General features: G+C 64.1%; 15 protein-coding genes. 13 read left to right on the forward strand and 2 right to left on the reverse strand.

The genetic code is table 11. The annotated features are described in order from the left end of the window. The 12 genes from RMO57_RS21125 to RMO57_RS21180 form a co-directional block, all read left to right on the forward strand. A partial coding sequence (locus tag RMO57_RS21125) for a ribonuclease catalytic domain-containing protein (RefSeq protein WP_310390022.1) occupies positions 1 to 1,742 on the forward strand: 1,742 nt, incomplete at its 5' end. A 2-nt stretch (positions 1,743 to 1,744) separates the two neighbouring features. Continuing rightward, on the forward strand, positions 1,745 to 2,605 hold the full coding sequence (locus RMO57_RS21130; RefSeq protein ID WP_310390024.1) for a TonB family protein: 861 nt from the start codon (positions 1,745 to 1,747) through the stop codon (positions 2,603 to 2,605). Next, entirely contained in the window at positions 2,602 to 3,447 is an 846-nt protein-coding gene (gene aroE / locus RMO57_RS21135) for a shikimate dehydrogenase (protein ID WP_310390026.1), read from the forward strand. Before RMO57_RS21130 ends, aroE begins: the two co-directional genes overlap by 4 nt. Then, positions 3,448 to 4,218 carry a transglycosylase domain-containing protein gene (locus tag RMO57_RS21140; protein ID WP_310390028.1) on the forward strand — a complete coding sequence of 257 codons (771 nt, stop codon included), beginning with the start codon at positions 3,448 to 3,450 and terminating at the stop codon, positions 4,216 to 4,218. A 14-nt stretch (positions 4,219 to 4,232) separates the two neighbouring features. Continuing rightward, positions 4,233 to 4,850 carry a hypothetical protein gene (locus RMO57_RS21145; RefSeq protein ID WP_310390030.1) on the forward strand — a complete coding sequence of 206 codons (618 nt, stop codon included), beginning with the start codon at positions 4,233 to 4,235 and terminating at the stop codon, positions 4,848 to 4,850. Continuing rightward, complete coding sequence (locus tag RMO57_RS21150) at positions 4,847 to 5,395, forward strand: TlpA disulfide reductase family protein (protein ID WP_310390032.1); 549 nt, start codon at positions 4,847 to 4,849, stop codon at positions 5,393 to 5,395. The genes RMO57_RS21145 and RMO57_RS21150 overlap by 4 nt, the downstream gene beginning before the upstream one ends. Positions 5,396 to 5,578: 183 nt before the next feature. Next, positions 5,579 to 6,022: a type II 3-dehydroquinate dehydratase gene (gene aroQ, locus RMO57_RS21155; protein WP_414896472.1), complete on the forward strand. Its 444-nt coding sequence runs from the start codon at positions 5,579 to 5,581 to the stop codon at positions 6,020 to 6,022. A gap of 73 nt (positions 6,023 to 6,095) precedes the next feature. Further along, a complete protein-coding gene (gene accB / locus RMO57_RS21160; RefSeq protein ID WP_310390034.1) occupies positions 6,096 to 6,542 on the forward strand; it encodes an acetyl-CoA carboxylase biotin carboxyl carrier protein in 447 nt (148 codons plus the stop codon). Positions 6,543 to 6,661: 119 nt separating this feature from the next. Continuing rightward, entirely contained in the window at positions 6,662 to 8,011 is a 1,350-nt protein-coding gene (gene accC, locus RMO57_RS21165) for an acetyl-CoA carboxylase biotin carboxylase subunit (RefSeq protein WP_310390037.1), read from the forward strand. Positions 8,012 to 8,096: 85 nt separating this feature from the next. Then, positions 8,097 to 9,002, forward strand: a complete 906-nt coding sequence (gene prmA, locus RMO57_RS21170; protein WP_310390038.1) for a 50S ribosomal protein L11 methyltransferase — start codon at positions 8,097 to 8,099, stop codon at positions 9,000 to 9,002. Between the two features lie 60 nt (positions 9,003 to 9,062). After that, complete coding sequence (locus RMO57_RS21175) at positions 9,063 to 10,202, forward strand: zinc-ribbon and DUF3426 domain-containing protein (protein WP_310390040.1); 1,140 nt, start codon at positions 9,063 to 9,065, stop codon at positions 10,200 to 10,202. Between the two features lie 125 nt (positions 10,203 to 10,327). Beyond that, positions 10,328 to 10,519, forward strand: coding sequence for a hypothetical protein (locus tag RMO57_RS21180; protein WP_310390042.1), 192 nt, complete (start codon positions 10,328 to 10,330; stop codon positions 10,517 to 10,519). A gap of 52 nt (positions 10,520 to 10,571) precedes the next feature. On the opposite strand, the gene RMO57_RS21185 is transcribed toward RMO57_RS21180, so the two are convergent. After that, positions 10,572 to 11,222, reverse strand: a complete 651-nt coding sequence (locus RMO57_RS21185; protein ID WP_310390044.1) for a YceH family protein — start codon at positions 11,220 to 11,222, stop codon at positions 10,572 to 10,574. A 6-nt stretch (positions 11,223 to 11,228) separates the two neighbouring features. After that, the gene (locus RMO57_RS21190) at positions 11,229 to 12,011 is read right to left on the reverse strand and encodes an SDR family oxidoreductase (protein ID WP_310390046.1); all 783 of its coding nucleotides are present in this window, start codon (positions 12,009 to 12,011) and stop codon (positions 11,229 to 11,231) included. Between the two features lie 179 nt (positions 12,012 to 12,190). Here RMO57_RS21190 and RMO57_RS21195 point away from each other — a divergent pair. Beyond that, a partial coding sequence (locus RMO57_RS21195) for an NAD(P)/FAD-dependent oxidoreductase (RefSeq protein WP_310390048.1) occupies positions 12,191 to 13,660 on the forward strand: 1,470 nt, incomplete at its 3' end.

A 13,660-nucleotide genomic window follows, 5' to 3' on the forward strand; every position in this document is an offset into this window, starting at 1 on the left:
TCCGTCTGTTCGAAGCGCCGCACTACTTTCGCCGCCTCGGCAGGGGCCAGTTCAAGAAAGCGCCGGAAGAGATCGTCAAGGCCGCCTTGCTTGGGCTTGAGCGCAAGTGCCTGCAAGCGCAGCAGATCGAAGAATGGGCGACCGAACTGGTCGAGGGGCGCTGCCCCGCGCCGGTGGCCGAGCAGATCTACAAGATTTTGTTCAAACCGGACAAGAACGGGCCCGAGTACAAAGCGGTGGCGCTGGCGACGCAACGCGCCCGCAAGGCGCCGCTGGAGTTGCTGCAAAGCGTGGGTGCCATCAGCAGCGCCTACCAGTTCCACTGGAAGCGCTTCTTGTTCGACCAGTTCCCCAAGGGCTATGGCTTCCCGGCGCTGAACGCGCCCGAGATCAAGGACGATTTGCCGCTGGCTGCCGTCAGCGCCTTCTCGATCGACGATTCGGCCACGACCGAGATCGACGATGCGCTGTCGGTGCAGGGCCTGGGCACGGGCACGGTCATCTTCGGCGTCCATATTGCCGCGCCGGGCCTGGCCTTCGCGCCCGATTCGGCCATCGACAAGGTCGCGCGCGAGCGCCTGTCCACCGTCTATATGCCGGGCTGGAAGCTGACCATGCTGCCCGACGATGTCGTGCAGGCTTACACCTTGATCGAGGGCCGCGCCTGCCCTGCGGTGTCGCTGTACGTCAGCATGGACGAGGCGACGCTGGAAATCAAAGGCAGCGAGACCAAGCTGGAGCGGGTGCCGATCACCGCCAATCTGCGCCATGACAAGCTCGACGCCGTCATCACCGAGGCGACCTTAACCGGCGCGACCACCGCTGATTACGCCTTTGCGCCCGAGCTGGCCTTTGCCTTCCGCCTGGCCCGCCATCTGAAGGCCGGCCGCGAGGTGGTGCGCGGCAAGCCTGAGAACTTCAACCGGCCGGACTACAACTTCCGCCTTGATTCCAACGGCGAACATGAGCCCAAGGGCGGCGAGATCGTCAGCATCACGACGCGGCAGCGCGGCGCGCCACTGGACCTGATCGTCGCCGAGGCGATGATTCTGGCCAACTCGACCTGGGGTGGCTGGCTGAACGAGTTGAGCCTGCCCGGCATCTACCGCAGCCAGGCCAGCATGGCGCCCGGCGTCAAGGTGCGTATGGGCACGCGCGCTCAACCACACGCCGGCCTGGGCGTGCCGCAATACACCTGGTCAACCTCGCCGCTGCGCCGCTATGTGGACCTGGTCAATCAATGGCAGATCATTGCCTGCGTACGCAATGGCCGCACCGCCGCGCTGGCCGCGCCGTTCAAACCCAAAGACGCGGCGCTGTTCTCCATCATCTCGGGCTTCGACGCGGCCTATGCCGCCTACAACGGTTTCCAGAACGGCATCGAGCGCTTCTGGACCTTGCGTTACTTGGTGCAAAACCAGATCACCGAGCTGACGGCCAGCGTGATGAAGGACGGCTTGGTCCGCGCCGACGACTTGCCCTTGGTGTTCAAGGTCGGCGGTTGCGATGCGCTGCCACGCGGCTGCCATGTGCGCGTGCGCATCACCGGCACCGACGAGATGACGCTGGATGTGCATGCGACGCTGATCGAGCGATTGGACGCTGCGCCGGCGGCGACAGAGGACGAATCCACCGAGGATGAGGAAGAAGAAGCCGGCCCGTTGACGCTGACTCTGGACATGGACGCGCCCGCGGATTCCGCCGCTGAAAATGCCGCCAGCGCCGAGGCGACGCCGACCTGACGATGGCCGTCAAGCTTTCCGCCCTCCACCTCGCGCTGCTGGTTTCGCTGGGCCTTCACGGCGCCTTGGCTACGCTGCGTTTGGTGGACCCGGAGCGCTTCAACCGGGTGTTTCAGGACCAGCCGCTGGAGGTGGTGCTGGTCAACAGCCGCAGCCAGGAGGACCCGGCCAAGGCACTCGCCTTGGCGCAGGCCAGCTTGGCCGGCGGCGGCTTGGCCGAGGCCGGCCGCTCGACCTCGCCGCTGCCGCCGTCCAAAACCATTGAGATCGGCGAAGCCAGCGAGACCCAGCGCGCCCAGATCGCCCAGCTGCGTGAACAAGAGCAACAGCTCTTGGCCCTGGTGCGGCGCGAGCTGGCGCAAATGCCCGCCCCCGACCCGCAGCACAGTGCGACCCTATCGCAAGCGCAAGAGCAGACCGAGCGGCGGCGCCAGCTGGTGCAGCTGTTGGCCGAGATCGAGATGCGCGTCAACGAGGAAAGCGCCCGGCCGCGCAAGCGCTATGTCAGCCCGGCCACCCGCGAGGTCGTCTACGCCCAGTATTACGACAGCTTGCGCCGCCGCGTCGAGGCGCGCGGCACGCGTGACTTCCCCGAGTACAAGGGCCGCAAGCTGTATGGCGAGCTGACCATGAATATTCATGTCAACCAGCGCGGCCGGGTGATCGAGACCGACATCGTGGCCTCCAGCGGCGACCCCAATCTGGACCGCCGCGCCGAGGCCATCGTGCGCGCCGCCGGGCCCTTCGGCAACTTCAGCGCGGCGATGCGCAAGGGCGCCGAGGTGCTGGTGATCACCTCGCGCTTTCGCTTCACCCGCGATGAAGGCCTTGAAACCACCTTGAGTGCCACTCCTCCGCCATGAATAACACCATCGACCGCTACGCCGTTGCCGGCAACCCGGTGGCGCACAGCCGCTCGCCCGACATCCATGCCCGCTTCGCCGCCCAGACCGGCCAGACCTTGGTCTTCAATCGCCTGCTCTGCCCGCTGGACGGCTTCGCAGACAGTCTCAAAACCTTTGCGGCGGCCGGCGGGCGCGGCTGCAGCGTCACCGTGCCGTTCAAGTTTGAGGCCCATGCTCTGGCGGCTCATCTGAGCGAGCGGGCAAGACTAGCCGGCGCGGTCAACACCCTTCGTTTTGACGAGCAGGGTTGGTTCGGCGACAACACCGACGGCGCTGGTCTGCTGCGCGATATCGAGATCAATGCCGGCCGCCGTCTGGCCGGCCTACGCGTGCTGCTGCTCGGGGCAGGAGGCGCTTCGGCCGGTGTGCTGGGCAGCCTGATCAAGGCCAGGCCGGCGGAAATCAAAATCGCCAACCGCAGCCTGGACAAGGCCGAGGCCTTGATCGCCACCCACCGGGCCTATGCGCTTGAACATGGCGTGACGCTGGCTGCGGCGCGCCTGGATGACTGCGGCCAGGCTTTTGATGTGTTGATCAATGCCACCAGCGCCAGTCTGGCCGGTGCCGGCGTGCCGGTGGCGGCCAGCGTGCTGGCGCCCGGGGCCTTGGCGCTGGACCTGATGTATGGGCCAGCCGCCGCGCCCTTCCTGAACTGGGCACGCGCGCATGGCGCCGAGGCGCGCGACGGCTTGGGGATGTTGGTCGAGCAAGCGGCCGAGGCCTTCGAGAGCTGGCGCGGCGTGCGGCCGGACAGCGCCAGCGTGCTGGCCGATCTGCGTTTGCAATTGGACGCCAACTGAATGAAGGCGCTAGTCCGAAGCTTGTTGCGCTTGATCGCCCTGCTCTTGCTGGGCATCTTGGCGCTGCAGCTCTACTTTGCCGCCCGCATTGCCTTGATGAACGTCGTCGCGCCGCAGTCGACCAGCTTTCAGCGCTCCGAGGCCTGGAGGCTGGCCACGCAGACCGGCCGTATTGTGTGGAGCCAGCAATGGGTGGACCAGCAGGGTTTGTCGAAAAACCTGATGCGGGCCGTCATCGCCAGCGAGGATGCCGGCTTTGTCGAGCATGGCGGGATCGAATGGGAGGCGCTGGAAAAAGCCTGGGCGCGTAATCAGCGCGAGGAGCTGCGGGTGGAGAAGCGTGTGCAGTCGACCCAAACCAAAGCAACAGCCAAGGCCGCTACCAGCAAGGTGCGCGAACCCAAGGTCATCGGCGGCTCCACCATCAGTCAGCAGCTGGCGAAGAATCTATTCCTCAGCGGCGAGCGCAATCTGGCGCGCAAGGGCCAGGAGTTCGTCATCACCCTGATGCTGGAGACGCTGTTGAGCAAGCAGCGCATCCTGGAAATCTATTTGAACAATGTCGAATGGGGCGAAGGCGTGTTTGGCGCGCAGGCGGCGGCGCGCCATTACTTCCATATCGACGCCAAGCAACTGAGCCCGGCGCAGGCGGCCCGGCTGGCGGTGCTGCTGCCGGCGCCCAAGCGCTTCGAAAAACGCCCGGGCTCGGCCTATGTGGTGGGGCGTGCCGCAACCATAGAAGCGCGCATGAGCGCGGTGGAACTGCCCTAGTGCTACCCTGAATCATGACGTCCGAGAACAGCACAGCCAACGAGATCGCCGCCACCGCCGCCCGCCTGGTGGTGGAAGAAGGCATGGAATACGGACCCGCCAAGCAGCGGGCCTTGAAGATCCTGGCCTTAAGCCGCCACAGCCGCGCCGTCTTGCCCAGCAATGACGAGCTGGAGGACGAGGTGCGCGACTATCTGGCCCTGTTCTGCGCCGACACCCAGCCCGCCGAGTTATCGGCGCTGCGCGAGTTGGCGGCCGAATGGATGGCGCGGCTGGCCGAGTTCCGCCCCCACCTTTGTGGCGCGGTCTGGCGCGGCACCGCCACCCGGCTCAACAATATTCATCTGCAGCTGTATTGCGACGACAGCAAGTCGGCCGAGATCGCCCTGATCAATCTGGGTCTTGACTATGAGGTCGGCGCCATCAATGGACCCAAGGGTTCCAGAGGCCGCGAAGTGGATGTTCTGTCCTTGGCCGTCATGAGCCGCCCGCTGGGGGAATTGGTGACCGTGCACCTGAGCATCCTGGATTTTGATGACCTGCGCGGCGCGCTCAAGCCAGATGCGCGCGGTCGCAGCGAACGCGGCGACCTGGCCGCTTTGCGCAAACTGATGGAGCAACAAGAACAATGAGCGAATCCACCTCAAACTCGCGCCGCAATTGGCTGATCGCCGCCGGCGTCGGCGCCGCTGCGGTCGGCGTCGGCGTGTCACTGCTGCGCAAACCCGCAGCTCCGCCGCCCTTGTCCGCCGCAGCGGCCAGCTTCTGGGCCGGCCGCTTCGACCGCCCCGACGGCGGCGAGCTGCTGGCGGCCGAGTTCAAGGGCCGGCCCTTGCTCTTGAACTTCTGGGCCACCTGGTGCCCGCCCTGCATCAAAGAGCTGCCCGAGCTGGCGCAATTCCAGCAGGAATTCAAAGCTCGGGGCTGGCAGGTGCTGGGCTTGGCGGTCGACAGCCCGAGCGCCGTGCGCGAGTTTCTGAAGAAGCTGCCGCTGGACATGGCCGTGGGTTTGGCCGGATTGACCGGCACCGAATTGACCCGCACACTTGGCAACACCCAAGGCGGCCTGCCCTTCAGCGTCGCCTTCGACGCCAGCGGGGAGCTGATCTGGCGCAAATTGGGCGTCACCAACCTGGTGGAATTGCGCCAGATGGCGGCCAAGCTGACACCGGGCTAAATGCTGCCAGCGCGCCGCTCGCGCCAGCGGCAAGCCCAAAAGCTACAGTCGGTCAAGCGAATTATTTAGGGCCATTCGTCGTGATCGGGCCTTAAAACGCGTAAAGTTCGGCCTTTTCCGCTTCAAGGATCTTCACTCTACGCCGCTAACCCCGGCTGCTTGTGAACCTCGCCAACGGCGCTGATGCAAATACTTGTTATTCACGGACCCAACCTCAACCTGCTCGGCACCCGCGAGCCTGGGGTCTATGGCGCGCAAACGCTGGCTCAGATCGGCGTTGATCTGGCCGCGCAAGCTGCCGCTGCCGGGGCTGCACTAACATCCTTCCAAAGCAACCACGAAGGTGCTTTAGTGGATCGCATCCAAGCGGCAGGCAGCGACGGCTGCCGTTTCATCATCATCAACCCTGCGGCCTACACCCACACCAGCGTGGCCATGCGCGATGCGCTGGCGGCGGTGGCCCTGCCTTTTGTCGAAGTTCATCTGTCCAATATTCACAAGCGCGAATCGTTTCGGCATCACAGCTTTTTTTCCGCGCTCGCCGATGGCGTGATTTGCGGACTGGGTGCCCAGGGCTATCAACTGGCCTTGGCTTACGCGCTTGAGAAGCTGAAGCGCCCGGCCTGAAGGGTCGGAGTCGCCGCCGGCGGCCTTTTTTATTCAATCAACAAACAATAATCAATCTCGTTGGAGAAAAAATATGGATCTGCGCAAGCTCAAGACCCTGATCGACCTGGTTTCCGAGTCGAATATTTCCGAACTTGAAATCACCGAGGCCGATGGCAAGGTGCGCATCGTCAAGTCCGACGGCGCTGTCGCCGTTCCCATGATGATGGCCGCACCCGTTGCCGCGCCCGTTGCCGCAGCGCCGGTCGCGGCTGCCGTTGCTGCCCCCGTCGTGCCTGAAGAGACCGGATACATCGTGAAGTCCCCGATGGTCGGAACTTTTTACCGCGCCGCCGGCCCCAACGCCAAGGCGTTCGCCGAGATTGGGCAGCAGATCAAGGAAGGCGAGCCCATTTGCATCATCGAGGCGATGAAGATCATGAACGAGATCGACACCGATGTCGGTGGCACCATCACCAAGGTGCTGTGCGAGAACGGTCAGCCGGTCGAATTCGGTCAGCCCTTGTTCGTGATCGAATAAGGCGCGGCGATGTTCAAGAAAATTCTGATTGCCAACCGAGGCGACAAGGCCGCAGGCCTTGCGGCGCAGCCAAATTGCTCCACGGGCGCAGCCCGTCAAGGCGATTAAGCCGAGGCACTATGTTTAAAAAAATTCTCATTGCCAACCGAGGCGAAATCGCCTTGCGGATACAGCGTGCCTGTCGCGAATTGGGCGTCAAAACGGTCGTCGTCTACTCTGAGGCCGACCGCGACGCCAAGTATGTCAAGTTGGCCGACGAGGCCGTTTGCATCGGCCCGGCCGCGTCGTCGCTGAGCTATCTCAGCATGCCGGCCATCATCGCCACCGCCGAAGTCACCGACGCCGAAGCGATCCACCCCGGCTACGGCTTTTTAAGCGAAAACGCCAACTTTGCCGAACGCGTGGAGCAAAGCGGTTTCACCTTCATCGGCCCCAGTCCTGAGTCAATCCGCATGATGGGCGACAAGGTCTCGGCCAAGCAGGCGATGATTCGCGCCGGCGTGCCCTGCGTGCCGGGCTCCGAAGGCGCGTTGCCCGAGGACCCCAAGGAGATCATCCGGCAAGCGCGCGCGGTCGGCTATCCGGTCATCATCAAGGCGGCGGGCGGCGGCGGTGGGCGCGGCATGCGGGTCGTGCACACCGAGGCGGCGCTGATCAACGCGGTGCAAATGACGCGCTCCGAAGCGGGCGCGGCCTTCGGCAACCCCGAGGTCTACATGGAGAAGTTTCTGGAGAATCCACGCCATGTGGAAATCCAGATCTTGGCCGACACCCACAAGAGCGCGGTTTGGCTGGGCGAGCGCGACTGCTCGATGCAGCGCCGCCACCAGAAGATCCTTGAAGAAGCGCCGGCACCGGGCATCCCGCGCCGCGTGATCGAGAAGATCGGCGACCGCTGCGCGGCGGCTTGCCGAAAGATGAACTATCGCGGAGCGGGCACCTTCGAATTCCTGTACGAAAACGGTGAGTTCTATTTCATCGAGATGAACACGCGCGTGCAGGTCGAGCACCCGGTGACTGAGATGGTCACCGGCATCGACATCGTGCAGATGCAAATCAAGATCGCGGCGGGCGAAAAGCTGCCCTTCACGCAGCGCAATATCGTCATGCGTGGCCACTCGATCGAGTGCCGCATCAATGCCGAAGATCCGTTCAAGTTCACGCCCTCGCCCGGCCGCATCACGATGTGGCATGCGCCCGGCGGCCCCGGCGTGCGGGTCGACTCGCATGTTTACACCAACTACGTCGTGCCGCCGCATTACGACTCGATGATCGGCAAGATCATCGTGCACGGCGACACCCGCGAGCAGGCCTTGGCGCGGATGCGCATCGCCTTGTCGGAGACCGTGGTGGAAGGCATCTTGACCAACATCCCCTTGCACCGCGAGTTGATGGTGGACGCCAAGTTTGTCGAGGGCGGCACCAATATTCATTACCTTGAGGGCTGGATGAGCCAGCACAAACGATGACAGTAACGCAGCCCCCACGCTCACTTCGTTCACTGCCCCCCGAGGGGGCGCGCGCGGCCCTTCGGGCGGCCGGGCGGGCCGCGCCATGAGCGGCACTCTTCAAGAGCTGTTCCTGATCTGCGGCGAGGACGATGTCGAGACCGTCAGTGACGCCTTGATGGAGCTGGACGCGCTGGCGGTGTCGGTGGAAGATGCCGACGCCGATTCGCCCAACGAGCAGGCCTTGTTCGGCGAGCCCGGCATGCCGGCGCCAAAGGACGGCTGGCAGCGTTCGGTCGTGCGGGCGCTGTTTCCCAGCGTCGCCGAGGCGACCGAATGCGCGACCCTGATCCTCAGCCAGGACTGGGCCACTGGCGTGCATGTACAGGCGATTCAGGCGGTGCCCGAGCAAGACTGGGTGCGCTTGACGCAATCGCAATTTGCGCCGGTCGAGATCACGCCCGAGTTCTGGATCGTGCCGTCGTGGCACCAGGCACCCGAGCAGGCCAAGCAGGTGATGCGGCTGGATCCTGGCTTAGCTTTTGGCACCGGCACGCACCCGACTACTCGCATGTGCCTGCGCTGGATCGCCCAACACGCTGCGCTCAGCCCGACTTGGGCGCGCGTCCTGGATTACGGCTGCGGCTCCGGCATTCTGGCGATTGGCGCGGCCCTGCATGGCGCCCGCCAGATCGATGCGGTGGACATTGACCCGGCCGCCATCATCGCGACGAATGCGAATGCCGAGGCCAACCAAGTCACGCTGACGGCGGCCCTGCCCCACGCGGCCGCCGGCGAGTACCCGCTGGTCCTGGCCAATATCCTGGCCACGCCCTTGCGCCTGTTGGCGCCGTTGCTGTGCGCGCACATGGCGCACGGCGGTCATCTGATCCTGGCCGGCATTCTGGAACGCCAAGCGGACGAGCTGAAGGCCGCCTATGCGCCATGGGTCAAGCTGGAAGTCAGCGACAGCCAAGAGGGCTGGATCTTGATGACGGCTCAGCGGACTTGAGCCCTCAGTTGGCCCTGCCCCTAAGCCCGACCCTGAGCGGACTCATGGCATGATCGCGCCATGAGTCTCGCCACCCGTTGCAGCGCCTGCGGCACCATCTTCCGGGTGGTGGAGGATCAGCTGCGGGTGTCCGACGGCTGGGTGCGCTGTGGCCGCTGCGCCGAGGTCTTCGACGCCCGCGCCCAGCTGTTCGATATTGACCGCGAAGCGCCTCCGCCCTGGCCGGCCGAAGTCGCGGCGGCCCCGGCTGCCGCTTCATTTGAGGCGGCCGACCGCCCCCCCATCGAGGCGGCCCCCGCGCCCGCAGCGGCCTGGCCGGAAGACGCATCCCCGAACGAGCCCAGGCCCTCGCAGTTCGCCCAGGATCGCTCAAGCCATGCGCTTGAGTCAGAGTTCAAGCCTGAGTTTGAGCCTGAGCTGGACCCAGCGCCGCCACCAGCGCGTGAGCCGATGGCAAACGCCAGCTTCGACGCTAGGCTGGAGCCCCATTGGTCGGACGAGCCGCTCCCAGCGCCAACGCCTGAGCCCGCCCCCGCGCTGAATGAATTGCCGGACAAGTTGGCCGAACCGCCGGCCATGGGCCGGCCTGACATCAGCGAACGCCCAGACGTCGTGCTGGCCGAGCATTTTTCCAAGCTGAATAGCCAAGCAGCCGCCCAAGCCGAAGTCAAGGACGCTGGCGCGGCCCTGCCTGAGTTCTTGCGCCCCCATGCCGCCAAAACAAATTGGCAAGGGCTCAAAGCGCGCATCGCTCTGGGTCTGTTGGCCTTGTTATTGCTGAGCGCCATGCTGCTGCAGGTGGGCCTGCATTTCAGAGACACGCTGGCCGCTCTTCACCCCGGCCTGCGCCCCAGTTTGCAATTGGCCTGCGCCGCCGCGGGCTGCGAACTCAAGCCCAGGCAATACATCGAAGGCATTGGCCTTGAGAGCAGCGCACTGAATCAAGCCGGCTCGGGCAATCACTACCAGTTGGTGGTCGGGCTGCGCAACAAAAGCGGCACCGAGGTGGCGACGCCCTGGGTCGACGTCAGCCTGACCGATTCAGCCGGGGCGCTGGTGGCCAAGCGCGTCTTGGGGCCGATGGACTTCAAGACCGACAAACTGGCCATGCCGGCCGGCTCCGATTTGAGTCTGCAAACCATGCTCTCGACCGGCGGCGTTCGCATCAGCGGCTATAGCGTAGAAGTTTTCTACCCCTGAACGACGGCGACGACGTCGCCGCGCTACCGCCGACCCGGGCCCAGGCCCAGGCCAAACGCTACAGATCGGTTGCGGCATGCGCACCGGTGTGATGTCTAGGTAGAGAGTGATCACCCCCCGCCCGCATGCTGCTGACGCATCGCTCGGGCCTGCCGAACTGGCGCAGCGCCACTGATGAAAAAACCGGTTCGCTACTGATCATCCACCCGCCGGGCCAGCGTTTTGACTACTCGGGCGAGGGCTGTTTCTATTTGCAGAGGGTGTTGGAGCAAGTGCTGCAAGAGCCGCTGCAGGAGACTGCTGAGCAATGGCCTTAACGGCCATCGGCGTTGGATGCGCTTGATGGCGCTGTTAGGCCATAAATACTGATCAGTTGCTGATCCCCAGCTCGCTCACTATCCGCTGCACCAGCGCCTTGAGGCACTCCAACTCGGCATTCATGCGCTGCGCTTCAGCGCGCAAAAAGGCGATCTCGTCGTCGCGCGGCAGCGCGCTAACGCTTGATTCTTGCGGCAGCACCTCGCCGCACAAAAGATGCGCCCAGCGGGCTTCCCGCGCGCCCGGCGCACGCGCCAGCTTGACGACGAAAGCGGGCCGCGTCTCGGTCTTTTCGGCCAATTCCTCAAGAAAACCTTCGACCGAAGAAAGATCGGCAAAACGGTGCAGGCGCTCGGTGTGCAGGCGCAGCTCGGCCGTGGTGAGCGGGCCGCGCAGCATCAACAGCGTCAAGCACGCCAAGGCGGCACCCGGCACGCCCAGGCCCCGCGCGCCGTTGTGCTCAAAACGCAGCACCCGGTTGCCGCTGACGGTGTTAACCAGGTGCATGGATTTGAGCTCTTCGAGCGCCTGCAGCACATCGGGCTCGGCCGCGTTCATAACCGGGTCGCGCGCGGTTTTCTGATTGCAGCCCATCGTCAGGGCGTTCAACGACAAGGGATAACTATCAGGTACGGTGGCCGCTTTCTCCACCAGCACCGCCAGCACGCGCGCCTCCAAGGCGCTCAGGGTACGCAAACTCATCGTGCTTTAGACCCCGAATCCATCGTCGGCCTGAATGATCGCGCCATTGATGAAATGGCTCTCATTGGCGCACAGCATCAGCAGCGAGGTATCCAGGTCCTGCGGTTGACCGACGCGCTTGCGGGGCAGCAGCTCGATCAGCTTTTTGCCCTGCTCGGTGCCCCAGTGGTGGTGGTTGATTTCGGTATCGATATAGCCGGGGCAGATCGCGTTGACGTTGATGCCGTATTTGCCCCACTCCAAGGCCATCGCGCGCGTCATGTGGATGACGGCCGCCTTGCTCATCGAATAGACACCAATCTGACTCAGCACTCGCAGGCCCGCCATCGAGGCGATATTGACGATGCGCCCGCCGATAAAGGTACCCGGCGAGTGTCCCTTGGCGCGCCCCAACATGCGCTTGCCCACCTCTTGCGCGACGAAGAAAGCGCCGCGCACATTGGTGTCCATCACATAGTCGTAATCGTCACCGCTGACTTCGGTCAGCTTTTGGGTGGTGCTGACGCCGGAGTTGTTGATCAAGATGTCGATGGTGCCGACCTCGGTCTCGGCATGCGCCACCGCCGACTTGATGCTGTCCAGATCGGTCACGTCCAGCGTCACCACATGGGCGTCGCCGCCCTTGCCTTCGATCTCGCTGCGCAAGGTCTTGAGCCGCTCGGTGCGGCGCCCCGCCAGCACCACGCAGGCACCGGCCTGAGCCAGTGTCTTGGCAAACTGTGCACCCAGGCCGCTTGATGCGCCGGTTACCAGGGCCACGCGGCCCGACAGGTCAATGCTGTAGCTCATGCTCATTCCTCCTGAATCACTGCCGGGAAGATTAGCACGCAGACCGCGCGCCGACGCCTCTTGACAGCAACGCCGCTTTACTAGACTGCCCTCACCAACAAAAAAAGCACGATCGTTCTTTTTTCAATTCCGCCCAGTAGAATGCGGGCCAGTCAAGCCAGCAAGTCCAAAGGATAAATATGACCAGCTCCGCATTTGTTGCTCAATACGGCCCGCGCGACAGCATGGATTACGACGTCGTCATCATCGGCGGAGGCCCCGGCGGTCTCGCCGCCGCGATTCGGCTGAAGCAGCTGGCCGCGGCGCAGAGCCGGGAAGTCTCGGTCCTTGTGCTTGAAAAAGGCTCCGAGCCGGGTGCGCATATTCTGTCCGGCGCGGTGATGGACCCGCGCGCGCTGACCGAGCTGCTCCCCAACTGGGAACAACTCGGCGCGCCGCTGAAGCAGCCGGTGACGGCCGATGAGGTCTTGTTCCTGAACGAGACCGGCGCAAGCCGCACACCGCAATGGCTGATCCCGGAGTGCTTTCATAACCATGGCAACTACGTCATCTCGCTCGGCGCGGTAACGAAGTGGCTGGGTGAACAGGCCGAAAGCTTAGGGGTGGAGATCTTCCCCGGCTTCAGCGCCGCCGAGATCGTTTACGGTGAAGATGGCTCGGTACGCGGCATTGCCACCGGCAATCTAGGGCTAGGCAAGGACGGCCAGCCGCATGACGGTTTTCAGCTCGGCATGGAACTGCTCGGCAAGTACACGATCTTTGCCGAGGGCGCGCGCGGCCATTTGGGCAAGCAGCTGATTGCCAAATTCGGCCTGGATGCTGGCAAGGATCCACAAAGTTATGCGCTGGGCATCAAAGAGCTGTGGGAAGTGCCGGCCGCGCAGGCCAAGCCCGGCCTGGTGGTGCACACCGCCGGCTGGCCGATGGACGCCGACACCTATGGCGGCGGCTTCCTGTATCACTTGGAGGGCAACTTGGTCACGCTGGGCTATGTGGTCGGCCTCGACTACAAAAACCCCTGGCTGTCGCCGTTTGAAGAAATGCAGCGCTGGAAGACTCATCCCAGCATCCGCGCCCATTTGGAGGGCGGCAAACGCATCAGTTATGGCGCGCGCGCCATCACCGCCGGCGGCCTGCTGTCCCTGCCCAAGACCGTCTTCCCCGGCGGCGCCTTGGTCGGCTGTGATGCGGGCTATCTGAACGCCTCGCGCATCAAGGGCAGCCACGCGGCCATCAAGACCGGCATGCTGGCGGCCGAGGCCGCGTTTGAGGCGCTGGGCGCCGGCCGTCAGCATGACGAGTTACTTGCCTACCCGGCCGCCTTTGAGCAAAGCTGGCTGCATGCCGAGCTCAACCAGGCGCGCAACTTCAAGCAATGGTTCAAGAAGGGCAACACCGTCGGCACCTTGATGACCGGCATCGAGCAATGGCTACTGCCCAAGCTCGGCATCAAAAGCCCACCGTGGACGATTCACCGCACCCTGCCCGATCATGTCCATCTGAAGCCGGCCGCTGAGTGCGCCAAGATTGACTATCCGAAGCCCGACGGCAAGCTGACTTTCGACCGCCTGTCCTCGGTCTTTGTCTCCAACACCAACCACGAAGAGAACCAGCCGGCGCATCTGCTGCTGAAGGACGCGTCGGTGCCG

It is taken from the genome of Roseateles sp. (assembly GCF_031397715.1).
Lineage (GTDB): Bacteria > Pseudomonadota > Gammaproteobacteria > Burkholderiales > Burkholderiaceae_C > Paucibacter_A.

Bases quoted from the DNA above. Each gene is read 5' to 3' on its own strand.
- RMO57_RS21130 (WP_310390024.1), top strand. From the start codon at position 1,745: ATGGCCGTCAAGCTTTCCGCCCTCCACCTCGCGCTGCTGGTTTCGCTG.
- aroE (WP_310390026.1), top strand. From the start codon at position 2,602: ATGAATAACACCATCGACCGCTACGCCGTTGCCGGCAACCCGGTGGCG.
- RMO57_RS21140 (WP_310390028.1), top strand. From the start codon at position 3,448: ATGAAGGCGCTAGTCCGAAGCTTGTTGCGCTTGATCGCCCTGCTCTTG.
- RMO57_RS21145 (WP_310390030.1), top strand. From the start codon at position 4,233: ATGACGTCCGAGAACAGCACAGCCAACGAGATCGCCGCCACCGCCGCC.
- RMO57_RS21150 (WP_310390032.1), top strand. From the start codon at position 4,847: ATGAGCGAATCCACCTCAAACTCGCGCCGCAATTGGCTGATCGCCGCC.
- aroQ (WP_414896472.1), top strand. From the start codon at position 5,579: ATGCAAATACTTGTTATTCACGGACCCAACCTCAACCTGCTCGGCACC.
- accB (WP_310390034.1), top strand. From the start codon at position 6,096: ATGGATCTGCGCAAGCTCAAGACCCTGATCGACCTGGTTTCCGAGTCG.
- accC (WP_310390037.1), top strand. From the start codon at position 6,662: ATGTTTAAAAAAATTCTCATTGCCAACCGAGGCGAAATCGCCTTGCGG.
- prmA (WP_310390038.1), top strand. From the start codon at position 8,097: ATGAGCGGCACTCTTCAAGAGCTGTTCCTGATCTGCGGCGAGGACGAT.
- RMO57_RS21175 (WP_310390040.1), top strand. From the start codon at position 9,063: ATGAGTCTCGCCACCCGTTGCAGCGCCTGCGGCACCATCTTCCGGGTG.
- RMO57_RS21180 (WP_310390042.1), top strand. From the start codon at position 10,328: ATGCTGCTGACGCATCGCTCGGGCCTGCCGAACTGGCGCAGCGCCACT.
- RMO57_RS21185 (WP_310390044.1), bottom strand. From the start codon at position 11,222: ATGAGTTTGCGTACCCTGAGCGCCTTGGAGGCGCGCGTGCTGGCGGTG.
- RMO57_RS21190 (WP_310390046.1), bottom strand. From the start codon at position 12,011: ATGAGCTACAGCATTGACCTGTCGGGCCGCGTGGCCCTGGTAACCGGC.